This window comes from Hydrogenophaga luteola, from assembly GCF_042648585.1.
In the GTDB taxonomy this organism is placed as follows: domain Bacteria; phylum Pseudomonadota; class Gammaproteobacteria; order Burkholderiales; family Burkholderiaceae_C; genus Hydrogenophaga; species Hydrogenophaga luteola.
On record NZ_JBHRXX010000001.1, the window covers coordinates 509543 to 523280 of the forward strand.

Below are 13738 nucleotides of genomic sequence, written 5' to 3' on the forward strand. Positions count from 1 at the left end.
GCGTATTGTCGTTGAGGCTGCGGCCCAGCCCCGGAAGCAGCAGGCGGCTCATTGGGCGGCCCGGGGCGTCAGCGTGATCGTGAACAGCTGGTTCTGGAACTCGGGACGGAACACTTGGCGGTCCGGCTCCCCGAGCGAGCGGGTGATGATTGCCCCGGGCATGCGGGGGTAGGTGCCGCGCCAGTAGTACAGGACCAGCGGCCGCCCCCGGTCCAGCTGCTCGGCCGTCAGGCGGGCCTCGAAGACCTCGTCGCCTTCGGCGTTGGTGGCTGCCAAACGGGCCGAGGTCGACACCAGCTGCCAGCGGCAGCGGTCCTGTCCCGTGCCGGCCGCGGGGCGAGCGGGGACGGTGGTCTCGTAGTGGTGCTCGCCCTTGTGGGTGACCGGCAGCGCCACGCTCAGGTCGCCGCCACCGGATGGCGCACCGTCCGGGCAATCCTCGGCGCGGTAGTCCGCGTGCCAGCTCACATGCCCGAACGGGCCCGGCGCGCGCTCGATCACCGCCAACACCGTGTGGCTGCGCTCCGTGCCCCACAAGCCGATCCGGTCGCAGCCCGCCAGCAGGGCGCATAGGCTCCAGACGAATGCCCAGCGGCAGGGGCCAGTGGCCCTTGGGCCCACACGCAGTTGCACGACACACCTCCTGGAAGCGGCGCAGTATAGAAAACAAGACCGGCGCCGAAGCCCCTGACAACGGCCGGCCGGGGGGCGTTTCCTACAATCGCGGGATCATGAAAACGCCCGTCTACACCCGCGCCCAGGCGCTGCCCCAGATCCTGTCCCAACGCATCGCCATCCTCGACGGCGCCATGGGCACCATGATCCAGCGCTTCAAGCTGGGCGAGGCGCAGTACCGCGGCGAGCGCTTCAAGGACTTCTACAAGGACGTCAAGGGCAACAACGAACTGCTGAGCCTCACGCGCCCCGACGTGATCCGCGACATCCACGAGGGCTACCTCGCGGCCGGTGCCGACCTGATCGAGACCAACACCTTCGGCGCCACCACCATCGCGCAGGAAGACTACGACATGGCCCACCTGGCGCGCGAGATGAACCTGGCCTCGGCCCGCATCGCCCGCGAAGCCTGCGACAAGTACAGCACGCCCGACAAGCCGCGCTTCGTCGCCGGCGCCCTGGGCCCCACGCCCAAGACCGCCAGCATCAGCCCCGACGTGAACGACGCCGGCGCCCGCAACGTCACCTTCGAGCAGCTGCGCGCAGCCTACTACGAACAGGTGGAGGCGCTGGTCGAGGGCGGCGCCGACGTGCTGCTGGTGGAGACCATCTTCGACACGCTCAACGCCAAGGCCGCGCTGTTCGCCATCGACGAGTTCTTTGAAAAGAGCGGCGAGCGCCTGCCGGTCATCATCAGTGGCACCGTGACCGACGCCTCCGGCCGCATCCTCAGCGGCCAGACCGTCACCGCCTTCTGGGCCAGCGTGCGCCACATCCAGCCGCTCGCCGTGGGCCTGAACTGCGCGCTCGGTGCCACGCTCATGCGCCCCTACATCCAGGAACTGGCCAAGGTCGCGGGCGACACCTTCATCAGCTGCTACCCCAACGCCGGCCTGCCCAACCCGATGAGCGACACCGGCTTCGACGAGACGCCGGACGTCACCAGCCGCCTGCTGCGCGAGTTCGCCGCCGAGGGCCTGGTGAACATCGTGGGCGGCTGCTGCGGCACCACGCCGCAGCACATCGGCGCGATCCACGAGGCGGTGGCGACGCAGGCGCCGCGGGCGGTGGGGCGGGCGATGTTCTACAAAGATGCAGCCTGATCAGAGAAGCTTGAGTTCTAGCTCACGCGAGTAATCCCGACAGTCGACTTGACATGACTGGAAAAGAAGTTGAGGCACCCTTTCCACTTCTTTTGAAGGGCTGCTTCGGGGTTCTGAGTGGCTTGGTATTGGCATGTGTTACGTATTCAATCGCCACTAGAACTCCGGAGGACTACCTGCTTTCCACGGCAGTCCTTACGTTTGTATGGATGCTCTTCTTCATCCACCTGTCAATGAGCTTGGCCTCAAAGCCGGGTTCGAAGCCACCTGAACCAAGCTTCCGGCATTTCATTCGCATTCTTTCGAGCGCTGTTCCTTTTGCAGTAGCCACCTATGGCGTTGGTGTTGCAGCCCATGATGCCTATCCATGGCTTAGCACTGAACTAAGCAAACAAGGGCCAATAGTTGTTGGCTTGATGGTTTTGCTCTTTGGACTTTTTCTTTTCGCGGTTCGCCAGTGGTCACGAGTGTTGTATGGCGCCTCCGAAATCATGGTGGGAGTTGTCGTGGCTGTGTATCGGCACGTGCCCGGCTCGTCCATCTGGACTCCAGATGCCTTTCTTCTTCTATTGACAGCGGGCATATATCTTGTTGTCCGTGGACTGGACAACATTCAGCAAGGCGCCAGTCGAAATCCTCCGGATCCAATCACTCGGTTGTGGAGACGATTCTTCAGACGGGATTGAATACAGGCGAGTGGGGCGAAAGACTGTCCAAGAGCGTTGATATTCCTTTTTTTTCTGAGTGACCTTCGCCTTGTGAGAGCGGAACTCTGCCCCCACAATCGCGGCTCCCATCAAGGGGAGTAACCAGCCCGCCTCCGGACGCATCGTCCGGCCTCGGCGGGTGGGGCATCCGTCAGTACGCGGCCTTCTCCGACAGGCCGCCGGATGCTCCGGGCCGGGCGCCATGCCCGGTCCCGGCCAGACCTTGGAGGGTGTTCTTCATCCGATCAACACCGTCCTCAAGAAAAGGTCCTGTCCATCATGGAAACCATTGCACCCCTCTGGCTCTGGGGCGTCTTCGTCGCCTTCGTCCTCGTGGCCCTGTTCGTCGATTTCGTCGTGCTCAAGAAGCAGGGCGCGCACGCCGTGGGCGTGAAGGAGGCGCTGAACTGGTCGCTGGCCTGGATTGGCGTGAGCTTTCTCTTCAACGGCCTGTTGTGGTGGGCCATCAAGGACACCACCGGTTCCACCGCGATGGCCAACGAGAAGTCGCTGGAATTCCTCACCGGCTACCTGATCGAGAAGAGTCTGGCGGTCGACAACATCTTCGTCTTCCTGCTGATCTTCACCTACTTCGCCGTGCCACCGGCCTTCCAGAAACGGGTGCTGATGATCGGGATCCTGGGCGCCATCGTGCTGCGCACCATCATGATCCTGGTGGGGGCCTGGCTGCTGGAGCAGTTCCACTGGATCCTCTACGTGTTCGGCGCCTTCCTGATCCTCACCGGCATCAAGATGTGGTGGGCTGCGGGCAAGGAAGAGAGCCTGGACGACAACCCGGCGCTCAAGCTGCTGCGCCGTGTCATGCCGGTGAGCAAGCAGTTCGACGGCGAGAAGTTCTTCACCGTCGAGAACGGCAAGAAGATCGCCACCCCGCTGCTGATGGTGATTGCCATGGTGGGCCTGACCGACGTGATCTTCGCGGTGGACTCGATCCCGGCCATCTTCGCCATCACCAAGGACCCGTTCATCGTGCTGACCAGCAACGTGTTCGCGATCCTGGGCCTGCGCGCCATGTTCTTCCTGCTGCAGGCCGCGGCCAGCCGCTTCCACCTGCTCAACTACGGGCTGGCCGTGATCCTGGTCTTCATTGGCACCAAGATGATGCTGATCGACGTGTTCAAGATCCCGGTGGCGGTGTCACTGGGCGTGGTGCTGGGCATCCTGGCCATCACCATGATCTGGAGCGCCAAGACCGCGCCCAACACCTGATCACAAGGCCCCGGGAAACCGGGGCCTTTTCGTCGTCTCACCGGCGCCTGTCGGGCGTCGGCATCAGGGAGTCGATTTCCTGTTGCATGGTCTGCACCAGCTGGCTGTAGACCTTCAGCTTGTGCCCGCTGTCGCGCAGGCGCTCGGCCAGGCGCTGGGCCACCGCGGTCATGAGCTTGGCGGCGGTGGCGGGCTGTTCGGCGGTCAGCGCCTCCAGAGCATCGCGCGTGAGCACGGCGCAGACCACGTCGGTGCTGGCGGTGCACGAGGCCGAGCGAGCGCCGCCGTCGACCAGGGCCATCTCGCCGATCAGGCTGCCCGGGCCCAGCACGGTCACGGTGACCGGGTTGACGCGGCGCGCGATCAGCGTCTCCACCGTGATTTCGCCTTCGAGCACCAGCACCATGTAGCCGGTGTCGGTGGCCTCGCCCTGGCGGATGATGGTTGTGCCGCTCTTGAAGCGCCGGGGGCGCATGAAGCCGACCACCGTCAGCGCCTCGTCCTCGCTGAGCTGCATCAGCGCGGTGGGCGCGCGCAGCAGGCGGGCGGCTTCGTGCGCGGTGGACGAACCGTCCACGGCGGCCTGGCGGTCGGCGGGCAGGCGCGACTCGGGGTGTTCCCGGCCGCGCGCGCCGAACAGTCGGTCAAAGAGGGACATGCTGGCATTGTGCCGTGGCGGCCTGGTACCCGGTGTGACCGAATGCGCGCGGCGTTTCAGGGCAGCGGGATCCACTCGTCGTGGTCGTCGGGCGGCAGCGCGAAGCGGCCTTCGCGCCAGTCCGCCTTGGCCTGTTCGATGCGCTCCTTGCTCGACGAGACGAAGTTCCAGAACATGTGGCGCTCACCCAGCGGCTGGCCGCCGAAGACCATCAGCGTGGCGCCGTTGGCGCCAGCCGTCACCGCATCACCCTCGCCGGTGAAGACCAGCAGCTGGCCAGGTTCCGCTGTGGTGTCGCCATGGCTCACCGCACCGCGCGCCACGTACACCGCCTGCTCGGCGTGACCGCCGGTCAGGGCCAGGGTGGCGCCGGGCTGCAGTTGCGCGTGCAAGGCGAACAGCGGCGAATGGGTGCGCACCGGCGTGCTGTGTCCATAGGCGCTGCCGGCGAACAGGCGCCACCAGACGCCGTCGGCCTCTTGCTCGGGCATCAGGGCCTGCGGGTAATGGGTGAAGGCGGGCTCACATTCCTCGTCGGCCTCGGGCAGCGCGACCCAGAACTGCATCAGCTCCAGCCCGCCGCCCGCGAACGAGTCGGGGTGGGTGAAGCGCTCGGAATGGCTGATGCCGCGACCGGCGGTCATCCAGTTCACGTCGCCGGGTTTGATGTCCTGGCGGATGCCCAGGCTGTCGCGGTGGGTGATCATGCCGCTGAGCAGGTAGCTCACGGTGGACAGGCCGATGTGCGGATGCGGCCGCACGTCGGCGGCGCGCACGTGTTCGGGCGCCAGCGTAACCGGGCCGGCGTGGTCCATGAACACGAAGGGACCGACGTGCCGGCGCTTGGCGTAGGGCAGCACGCGCCGCACGGTCAGGCCGTGGCCCAGGTCGCCAGGGCGGGCAGTGATCAGCATCTCCAACATGTCAAAGCCTCCCCATGCGACCGGACTGGAAATCGACAAACGCCTGCTGGATCTCCTGCGGCGTGTTCATCACGAAGGGCCCGTAACCCACGACCGGCTCGTCGATCGGCTCTCCGCACAGCCACAGCAGCGTGGTGTCGGCCAGGGCGGTGAGCTGCACGCCTGCACCGTCGCGTGTGTAGACGATCATTTCCGCGTCGCCGGCTTCCTGGCCGTCGGCCGTCTTCACCCGGCCCTGGTAGACCAGCGGCACCGTGGTGTGGCCTTCGGGCGCGGGCAGCGTCACCCTGTGGCCGCCTTTCAGCTGCACGTCCCAGACCTGCATGGGGGTGAAGGTGTTTGCCGGTCCGGTGGTGCCGTCGAAGGTGCCGGCGATGGGCCGCACCGTGCCGGCGTCGGCGCCGTGCACATCGGTCAGCGGCAGCGTCGGGATCTGCGCGGCCGTGATGCCCTGGTAGCCCGGCGGCGCCATCTTGTCGCGCGCCGGCAAGTTCACCCACAACTGCACCATGCGGAAGGGGCCGCCGCGGCGGCCGTAGGCCTCGCTGTGGAACTCCTCGTGCACGATGCCCGCGGCCGCAGTCATCCACTGCACCTCGCCGGGGCCGATGGTGCCGCCGCCGCCGGACGAGTCTCGGTGCGTGACCTCGCCGTCGTAGACGATGGTCACGGTCTCGAAGCCACGGTGCGGGTGCGCGCCGACGCCGCGCCGCTTCGTGGTCGGCTCGAACACCACCGGGCCGCCGTAGTCGAGCATGAGGAAGGGCGAGAACGCCGCGGGGTCGTCGTTGTACGAGAACAGGGTGCGCACGGGAAAGCCGTCGCCGACCCAGTGGCCCTGCGTGTTGCGCTGGATGAATGACACGGACTTCATCGGGGGAGTCTCCTTCTGATGGCGCATTCTCTGCCGGCCGGGCGTTCAGCGCGACCCTCAGGGACAATCCGGGGATGCGCATTCATGAATTGCGCCAGCGGCTCCAGTCGCTCGGCGCCCTGCCCAAACACCAGCACCGCGTGCTCCGCCTGTGGAGCAACGCCCTGCCGCAGACGGCGGGCAAGCGGCAGATCGAACACTTCCTGCCGGCCACGCTGCGCGCCGCGCTGCCGGCGCTCGAAGCCGAACTGGCGGGCCTCGCCCAACTCGCATCGGCCCACCCCGGCGAGGACGGCTCCGAGCGCCTGCTGGTGAAGCTGGGCGACGGCCAGCTGGTGGAAAGCGTGCTGCTGCTGCCCGACCGCACACCGGGCCTTTGCGTGTCCACCCAGGTGGGTTGTGCGGTGGGCTGCCGCTTCTGCATGACCGGCACCACGGGGCTGATCCGGCAGCTCGGCAGCGCCGAGATCGTGGCCCAGGTGGCGCTGGCGCGCACGCGCCGGCCGGTCAAGAAGGTGGTGTTCATGGGCATGGGCGAGCCCGCGCACAACCTGGACAACGTGATGGAGGCCATTGAGCTGCTGGGCACGGCAGGGAACATCGGCCACAAGAACCTGGTGTTCTCCACCGTTGGCGATCCGCGCGTGTTCGAGGAACTGCCGCGCGGCGCCGTCAAGCCGGCGCTGGCGCTGTCGCTGCACACCACGCGGGCCGAGCTGCGCCGCGACCTGCTGCCGCGCGCGCCGCTGCTCTCGCCCGAAGAGCTGGTCGAGGCCGGCGAGGCCTACGCCCGCGCCACCGGCTACCCCATTCAATACCAGTGGACGCTGCTGGAAGGCGTCAACGACGGCGATGAGGAAATCGAGGGCATCGTGCGCCTGCTCACGGGCAAGTACGCGATCCTCAACCTGATTCCCTACAACACCACCGAAGGCATGCCCTTCACGCGGCCGAGCTGGGAGAAGGCGGCCGACATGGCGCGCCGACTGCACCGGCGCCACATCCTGACCAAGCTGCGCATGTCCGCCGGGCAGGACGTGGACGGCGGTTGTGGCCAGCTGCGCGCGCGGGCGGAGAAGCCCGAACGACCCCTGCGGCGCGTCGTGCCGCTGCATCCGCTGCCCTGAACCCTTCGCGGAATGAAGCGGTAAATCCCCAGTGATTTTGGGGGTTAAGCCCGCTGCCAACTGGTCGATAGTGAAGAGACCGGTGATTCGATTTGTTACGACTGAGTGCGTCTGGTCGACAGGATCACTGCTCATTCACTCACTTCGAGCACTTTGGTATGCGTGTCCTGTTGCACCCTTATGCCTTGCTGGCGGAACGGTCAGGCGGGCTCGGCGCTTGGCTGATGCAGCCCTTCGCCCGGTTGCTGCCCGCCTCGTCCCGGCCGGCGGCGGCGCCCGTCCTGGAAGAGGTGGCGCAGCGCCTGAGCCAGGCGTCGGCGCTGTGGTCGACCCATCTGGGCACCGCGCAGGACCAGATGCACGAGGCCACGCAGACCCTGCTGGGCGGTTTCACCACCATCCTCCAGGCGCTCGACACCATCGTCTCCCCCGAGGGTGAGGCCGGCGATTCCGCCGCCGAGGTGGACGCCAGGGCCGCCATGCTCGGCGGTTGTGAGCGGCAGCTGCGCGAACTGCTGGACACCTTCTCGCACCTGGTTGCCTCGCGCGACGGCATGATGGGCTCGGTGCGCTCGCTCTCGACCGCCTCGCAGAGCCTGGCGCAGATGGCCGAGGACGTGAGCAAGCTCGCCCGGCAGACCAACCTGCTCTCGATCAACGCCGCCATCGAGGCGGCGCGCGCCGGCGAGAGCGGACGCGGCTTCTCGGTGGTGGCCGCCGAGGTGCGTCGCCTGTCCACCGAATCAGGCACCACGGGCAAGAACATTGCCGAGCAGGTGAGCCAGTTTGGCACCCGCGTGCGCCATGCCCTGGAGGGCGCCGATGCCCACGCCCAGCGCGACGCCCAGGCGGTGAACTCGTCCGGCCAGCTGGTCAACGACGTGATCGCGCGCGTCGACAGCACCGTCTCCGACCTCAATGCCCGTGCGGCCGAGCTGCGCCAGCGCGGGGCCATGGTCAAGGCCGAGGTAGAGCAACTCATGATCGCCTTCCAGTTCCAGGACCGCGTGCACCAGATCCTCGACCAGGTGCGCAACTCCATGGCCCAGGCCGCCGATCGGCTGCAGGGCGCGCTGGCCGATGGCCGCGTGCCCGACGCCAGCGAATGGGAGGCCCTGCTCACCGCGGGCTACACCACCGACGAGCAGCGGCAGGCCGCCTCCGGCGGCTCGGCGGGCTCTGCCGGCAGCAGCACCGAAACCACCTTCTTCTGACCACCTCCGGGAGCGTTCCATGGCCAAGACCATACTGATCGTCGATGACTCCAGCTCACTGCGCCTGGTGGTGAAGCTGGCCCTCAACCGCGCCGGCTACGACGTGCTCGAAGCCGGCGACGGCAAGGAAGGCCTGGCCCAGCTGGAGAAGGCGGGCAAGGTGCACCTGATCGTCAGCGACGTGAACATGCCGATCATGGACGGCATCGCCTTCGTGACCGAGGTCAAGAAGCACCCGCGCCACAAGTTCACCCCGGTGGTGATGCTCACCACCGAAGGGCAGGACGCCAAAAAGGAGCAGGGCAAGGCCGCGGGCGCCAAGGCCTGGATCGTCAAGCCCTTCAACCCGCCGCAGCTGCTGGACGCGGTGTCCAAGCTGATCCTGCCGTGAAGGGGTTGCCATGGACGCCCAGCGCAGCCTGCCCTCCGAACTGACCATCTACACCGCCAGCGAGCTGTGCGCCCAGGCGCGCACCTGGCTGGCCGACAACACCGCCAGTGGCGGTGACGCCTGGACGCTGGAGGCCTCCGCGGTCGACCAGGTCGACGCCGCCGGCGTGCAGCTGCTGCTGTCGCTGGCCCGGTCGCTGGAGGACCGCTCGCAGGCGTTGCGGCTGGCCCAGCCGAGCACACCGCTGGTGGAGGCCTGTGCCGCCCTCGGGCTGACCGACTGGCTGTCCGAACGTACCGCCGATGAGGGAGTCACCGCATGAGCACACAGGACGCCGACCAGAGCTTCATCGCCGAGGCTTTGCCCGCCTTCATCAGCGAGTCGGGCGAACAGCTCGAAGCCATCGAACAGCTGTTGCTGGAACTGGAAGACCAGCCCGAGAACGGTGAGCTGCTGGGCGCGCTGTTCCGCTGCGCCCACACCGTCAAGGGCTCGGCCGGCATTTTTGGTCTGGACGAGGTGGTGGCGTTCACCCACCACGTCGAGACCCTGCTGGACCGGCTGCGCGACGGCCTGGTCGGCTTCACGCCCGACATGGGCACGCTGCTGCTGCAGTGCAACGACCAGATCCGCTTCCTGATCCGCCTGGCGCAATCGGGCGGCGCGGTCAGCGCCGACGAGGCCGCGGCCCGTGCCAGCCTGGAAACGCGCCTGCAGGCCTTCAGTGGTGATGCGTCAGCGGCCTCTGCGGTGGCAGGGCCTGCGCCCGAGGGCGTTGCCGGTGGCGACAGCGCCGCCCGGGTCTGGACGCTGCAGGTCGGCTTCCTGACCGACACCTTCCGCAACGGCATGGACCCGCTGGCCATCCTCAACTACCTGCGCGGCCTGGGCGCGATCACCCGCATCCACTGCGACCGCTCCTCCGTGCCCAGTCTGGACACGCTTGATCCCGAAAGCTGCCACCTGGCCTTTGGCTTCGAGCTGGAGACCACGGCCGACCAGGCGGCCATCGAGGCCGCCTTCAGCTTCGTGCGCGAGGACTGTACGCTGCAGATCACGCCGCCGGCGCCGCCGCAGGCCTGCGCACCGGCCGCCATGGTCGCGGTGACCGCGCCGGCCGATACCGCATCCGCCGCGCCCGCCACACCCGAGACCGCCCGGGCACCGGCGGCGAACGCCAAGCCGCGCGAAGGCGGCGAAGAGCAGCGCTTCATCCGCGTGCAGGCCGACCGGCTCGACGCGGTGATCAACCTGCTGGGCGAGTTGGTGATCGCCGGGGCCGGCGCCTCGCTGCTGGCCCGTCAGTCGCGCCAGGGCTCGCTGATCGAGGCCAACGAACAGATCAACCAGCTGATCGAGGAAATCCGCAACGGCACGCTGCAGCTGCGCATGGTGCCCATCGGCGAGACCTTCTCGCGCTTCCGCCGCGTGGTGCGCGACACCGCCGCCGAGCTGGGCAAGGAGGTGCAGCTGGAGATCGTCGGTGGCGACACCGAGCTCGACAAGTCGGTGGTCGAGCGCATCGCCGACCCGCTGATGCACCTGGTGCGCAACGCGCTGGACCACGGGCTGGAGACACCGGAGCAGCGCATGGCCGCCGGCAAGCCCGCGCAGGGCCGGCTCATCCTGTCGGCCTGCCACGAGTCTGGCAGCATCCTGATCCGCATCACCGACGACGGGCGGGGCGTGCAACGCCAGAAGGTGCTGGCGCGCGCCTGGGAACGGGGACTGGTGGAGCCTGGCGTGGTGCCCGCCGACGCCGACATCCTCAAGCTCATCTTCGAACCCGGCTTCTCCACCGCCGAGAAGGTGACCAACCTCAGCGGCCGCGGCGTCGGCATGGACGTGGTCCGCAGCAACATCGAAGCGCTGCGCGGCACGGTGCAGCTCACCAGCGAGGAGGGCGCGGGCTCGACCATCGAGATCCGCCTGCCGCTGACCCTGGCCATCATCGACGGCTTCCTGATCGGCGTCGGCGACTCGCGCTTCATCTTCCCGCTCGACGCGGTGGTCGAAGTGATCGAGAGCCGGACCGACCACACCGCGCTGGACGCCAGCGGCCGGGGCGTGGTCGAACTGCGCGGCCAGCCCCTGCCGGTGGTGAACCTGCGCACGCTCTACGCCCTGGAATCCGCCGAGCCCGACCGCGTCAGCGTGGTCGTCATCCGCGCCTGCGGCACCCGCTACGGCGTGATGGTCGACCAGCTGCTCGGCCAACACCAGACCGTCATCAAACCACTGGGCCGCATGTTCCGCAGTTTGCGCGGCATGTCCGGCTCTTCCATTCTCGGCAACGGCGACGTGGCCCTGATTTTCGACGTGGCCTCGCTGTGTCAGCTGGCCATGCATCCGCCCGGACGGTCTGCCGTCTGCCTGTCATCCCCGAGCGCCACGTTGGCCACCCCCCCGCAATCCTGAGGAGCATCTCCATGACGACGAACGACTTCCCCTTCCTGGCCCGGCTCGTGGCGGGTGAGCAACTGGCCCAGCTGTGTGACCAGCTCGACGCGGGCGCCCGCGCGCTGAAGGAGCAGCAGGAACGCTTGACAGCGGTGGAGCAGCAACATGCCCAGCTCAAGGCGGAAGCCTCCGGTGTTCTCACCGCAATCGACGAGGCCTATGCCTACATCGAATTCAGGACCGACGGCACCGTGCTCAAGGCCAATGCCAATTTCTGCCAGGCGCTGGGTTACCGCGCCGAAGAGATCGTCGGCCAGCACCACCGCCTGTTCGTGGACCCGGCCTACGCCGCCACGCCGGCCTATGCGGGCTTCTGGAACGCGCTCAATGCCGGCCAGACGCAGACCGACGTGTTCCGCCGCATCACCAAGACCGGCAAGGACATCTGGATCCAGGCCACCTACGCGCCGGTCAGGGACGACAACGGCCGCGTGGCCAAGGTGGTGAAGATCGCCACCGACATCACGGCGCAGAAGCTGCAGGCGGCTGATTTCAGCGGCCAGCTGGACGCCATCAGCAAGGCGCAGGCGGTGATCGAGTTCGACCTCAAGGGCAACATCCTCACGGCCAACGCCAACTTCCTGAACACGCTGGGCTACTCGCTGCAAGAGGTCCAGGGCCAGCACCACAGCCTGTTCGTCGAACCGTCCTACCGCTCCAGCGCCGAATACCGCCTGTTCTGGGACAAGCTGGGCCGAGGCGAATACGACGCCGGCCAGTACAAGCGCATCGGCAAGGGCGGCAAGGAAGTCTGGATCCAGGCCTCCTACAACCCCATCATGGACACGAACGGCAAGCCGTTCAAGGTGGTCAAGTACGCCACCGACATCACCGCTCAGAAACTGCAAGCGGCCGACTTCAGCGGCCAGCTGGATGCCATCAGCAAGGCCCAGGCCGTCATCGAGTTCGACCTCAAGGGCAACATCCTCACTGCCAACGCCAACTTCCTGAACGCCGTGGGCTATTCGCTTGCCGAGATCCAGGGGCAGCACCACAGCTTGTTCGTGGAACCGGCCTACCGCAGCAGCGCCGAATACCGAGCCTTCTGGGACAAGCTGGGCCGCGGCGAGTACGACGCCGGCCAGTACAAGCGCATCACCAAGGGCGGCCAGGAGATCTGGATCCAGGCGTCCTACAACCCCATCATGGATACCAATGGCAAGCCGTTCAAGGTGGTCAAGTACGCCACCGACGTGACCGCACAGGTGCGCGCCGCCGCCATGCTGGCCCTGACCGTGGAGCAGGCCCAGGCCGCCACCGGCGCCGCCCGCGAAGGCGTGCTGGACCAGCGCATTCCGCTGGAAGGCAAGAGTGGCGCGCCGCTGGCCCTGTGCGAAGGCATCAATGCCCTGCTGGAGACCAGCGAAGAGGTGTTCGGGGACGTGGTGCGGGTGTTCAGCGCCATGTCCAGTGGCGACCTGAGTCAGCGCATCGACCGCGAGTACGCGGGCACTTTCCAGCGGGTGAAGGACGATGCCAACGCCACCTGCGAGAAGCTGTCCGGCGTGATGGACGAGGTGCGCTCGGCCGCCGAAGCACTGACCGGTGCGGCCAACCAGGTCAGCGCCACCGCGCAGAGCCTGTCTCAGGCCGCCAGCGAGCAGGCGGCGTCGGTGGAAGAGACCACCTCGTCGGTGGACCTGATGTCCGCCTCCATTTCGCAGAACAGCGACAACGCCCGTGTCACCGACAACATGGCCACCAAGGCCAGCAAGGAAGCCGGCGAGGGCGGCGAAGCCGTGACCCGCACCGTGCAGGCCATGAAACAGATCGCGGCCAAGATCAGCATCGTCGACGACATCGCCTACCAGACCAACCTGCTGGCGCTCAATGCCGCCATCGAGGCGGCCCGTGCCGGCGAGCACGGCAAGGGCTTCGCAGTGGTGGCGGCCGAGGTGCGCAAGCTGGCCGAACGGAGCCAGGAAGCAGCCAAGGAAATCGGCGACCTGGCCACCAACAGCGTGGACACGGCTGAGCGCGCCGGCAAGCTGCTGGGTGAGATCGTGCCCTCGATCCAGCGCACCTCCGAACTGGTGCAGGAGATCTCCGCCGCGTCCAGCGAACAGAGCCAGTCGGTCACGCAGATCGGCGGCGCCATGGGCCAGTTGAGCAAGGCCACGCAGCAGAACGCGTCCGCGTCCGAAGAGCTGGCCGCTACGTCCGAAGAGCTGTCCGGTCAGGCCGAGCAGCTGCAGCAGACGGTGTCGTTCTTCTCGTCCACCGGCAGCGGCGGTGGTGGCGACCGTGTCGAGCGGCGCGCGGCCAACAGCGACAGCGGTCGCCGCAGCTACGGCGGTGGTGGCCTGCGCATGGCGGCCGTGGCTGGTGCGCCAGTGCCTCGTGCGGCCGCTGGCGGTAACTTCCGTCCCTACTGAG

The 13738-nt window shown here is 67.3% G+C and carries 13 protein-coding genes and 1 pseudogene; 10 read left to right on the forward strand and 4 right to left on the reverse strand.

All coding sequences use genetic code 11. From position 1 onward, the window contains the following. Positions 1–48: 48 nt before the first annotated feature. Entirely contained in the window at positions 49–633 is a 585-nt protein-coding gene (locus ACFOPI_RS02435; RefSeq protein WP_382170372.1) for a hypothetical protein, read from the reverse strand. Positions 634–731: 98 nt separating this feature from the next. Between ACFOPI_RS02435 and ACFOPI_RS02440 the strand changes: the two genes are divergently transcribed. From ACFOPI_RS02440 to ACFOPI_RS02450, 3 genes are all read left to right on the forward strand, one after another. Further along, positions 732–1778, forward strand: a complete 1047-nt coding sequence (locus ACFOPI_RS02440) for a homocysteine S-methyltransferase family protein (protein WP_382170374.1) — start codon at positions 732–734, stop codon at positions 1776–1778. A gap of 209 nt (positions 1779–1987) precedes the next feature. Continuing rightward, positions 1988–2464, forward strand: a complete 477-nt coding sequence (locus ACFOPI_RS02445; RefSeq protein WP_382170376.1) for a hypothetical protein — start codon at positions 1988–1990, stop codon at positions 2462–2464. 300 nt (positions 2465–2764) lie between these two features. Then, entirely contained in the window at positions 2765–3715 is a 951-nt protein-coding gene (locus ACFOPI_RS02450) for a TerC family protein (RefSeq protein WP_382170378.1), read from the forward strand. A gap of 37 nt (positions 3716–3752) precedes the next feature. Here ACFOPI_RS02450 and ACFOPI_RS02455 read toward each other — a convergent pair whose 3' ends face one another. Genes ACFOPI_RS02455 through ACFOPI_RS02465 form a run of 3 tightly spaced genes read right to left on the reverse strand, consistent with a single transcriptional unit; the run spans position 3753 to position 6170 of the window. Further along, a complete protein-coding gene (locus tag ACFOPI_RS02455; protein ID WP_382170380.1) occupies positions 3753–4373 on the reverse strand; it encodes a cyclic nucleotide-binding domain-containing protein in 621 nt (206 codons plus the stop codon). A 56-nt stretch (positions 4374–4429) separates the two neighbouring features. After that, positions 4430–5296 (reverse strand): pirin family protein, encoded by an 867-nt coding sequence (locus ACFOPI_RS02460; protein ID WP_382170382.1) that lies wholly within the window; start codon positions 5294–5296, stop codon positions 4430–4432. A 1-nt stretch (position 5297) separates the two neighbouring features. Beyond that, entirely contained in the window at positions 5298–6170 is an 873-nt protein-coding gene (locus tag ACFOPI_RS02465; RefSeq protein ID WP_382170384.1) for a pirin family protein, read from the reverse strand. 74 nt (positions 6171–6244) lie between these two features. Between ACFOPI_RS02465 and ACFOPI_RS02470 the strand changes: the two genes are divergently transcribed. The 7 genes and pseudogenes from ACFOPI_RS02470 to ACFOPI_RS24240 all read left to right on the forward strand — a co-directional run bounded on the left by ACFOPI_RS02470 (position 6245) and on the right by ACFOPI_RS24240 (position 13737). Then, positions 6245–7297: an RNA methyltransferase gene (locus ACFOPI_RS02470; protein ID WP_382170385.1), complete on the forward strand. Its 1053-nt coding sequence runs from the start codon at positions 6245–6247 to the stop codon at positions 7295–7297. A gap of 224 nt (positions 7298–7521) precedes the next feature. Beyond that, positions 7522–8511: a methyl-accepting chemotaxis protein gene (locus ACFOPI_RS02475; RefSeq protein WP_382170387.1), complete on the forward strand. Its 990-nt coding sequence runs from the start codon at positions 7522–7524 to the stop codon at positions 8509–8511. A gap of 19 nt (positions 8512–8530) precedes the next feature. Further along, positions 8531–8902, forward strand: coding sequence for a response regulator (locus tag ACFOPI_RS02480; protein ID WP_382170389.1), 372 nt, complete (start codon positions 8531–8533; stop codon positions 8900–8902). A gap of 10 nt (positions 8903–8912) precedes the next feature. After that, entirely contained in the window at positions 8913–9224 is a 312-nt protein-coding gene (locus tag ACFOPI_RS02485) for an STAS domain-containing protein (RefSeq protein ID WP_382170391.1), read from the forward strand. Further along, positions 9221–11320 carry a chemotaxis protein CheA gene (locus ACFOPI_RS02490; RefSeq protein WP_382170393.1) on the forward strand — a complete coding sequence of 700 codons (2100 nt, stop codon included), beginning with the start codon at positions 9221–9223 and terminating at the stop codon, positions 11318–11320. The genes ACFOPI_RS02485 and ACFOPI_RS02490 overlap by 4 nt, the downstream gene beginning before the upstream one ends. Before the next feature lie 11 nt (positions 11321–11331). Continuing rightward, positions 11332–12573 (forward strand): annotated as a pseudogene (locus tag ACFOPI_RS24235) (PAS domain-containing protein); the annotation flags it as partial. A gap of 9 nt (positions 12574–12582) precedes the next feature. Continuing rightward, positions 12583–13737: a methyl-accepting chemotaxis protein gene (locus ACFOPI_RS24240; RefSeq protein WP_449272011.1), complete on the forward strand. Its 1155-nt coding sequence runs from the start codon at positions 12583–12585 to the stop codon at positions 13735–13737. Position 13738: the final 1 nt, after the last annotated feature.

Coding starts and splice junctions, on each gene's coding strand:
- ACFOPI_RS24240 (WP_449272011.1), top strand. CDS start 12,583: ATGCTGGCCCTGACCGTGGAGCAGGCCCAGGCCGCCACCGGCGCCGCC.
- ACFOPI_RS02450 (WP_382170378.1), top strand. CDS start 2,765: ATGGAAACCATTGCACCCCTCTGGCTCTGGGGCGTCTTCGTCGCCTTC.
- ACFOPI_RS02445 (WP_382170376.1), top strand. CDS start 1,988: ATGCTCTTCTTCATCCACCTGTCAATGAGCTTGGCCTCAAAGCCGGGT.
- ACFOPI_RS02475 (WP_382170387.1), top strand. CDS start 7,522: ATGCAGCCCTTCGCCCGGTTGCTGCCCGCCTCGTCCCGGCCGGCGGCG.
- ACFOPI_RS02485 (WP_382170391.1), top strand. CDS start 8,913: ATGGACGCCCAGCGCAGCCTGCCCTCCGAACTGACCATCTACACCGCC.
- ACFOPI_RS02460 (WP_382170382.1), bottom strand. CDS start 5,296: ATGTTGGAGATGCTGATCACTGCCCGCCCTGGCGACCTGGGCCACGGC.
- ACFOPI_RS02480 (WP_382170389.1), top strand. CDS start 8,531: ATGGCCAAGACCATACTGATCGTCGATGACTCCAGCTCACTGCGCCTG.
- ACFOPI_RS02440 (WP_382170374.1), top strand. CDS start 732: ATGAAAACGCCCGTCTACACCCGCGCCCAGGCGCTGCCCCAGATCCTG.
- ACFOPI_RS02490 (WP_382170393.1), top strand. CDS start 9,221: ATGAGCACACAGGACGCCGACCAGAGCTTCATCGCCGAGGCTTTGCCC.
- ACFOPI_RS02470 (WP_382170385.1), top strand. CDS start 6,245: ATGCGCATTCATGAATTGCGCCAGCGGCTCCAGTCGCTCGGCGCCCTG.
- ACFOPI_RS02465 (WP_382170384.1), bottom strand. CDS start 6,170: ATGAAGTCCGTGTCATTCATCCAGCGCAACACGCAGGGCCACTGGGTC.
- ACFOPI_RS02455 (WP_382170380.1), bottom strand. CDS start 4,373: ATGTCCCTCTTTGACCGACTGTTCGGCGCGCGCGGCCGGGAACACCCC.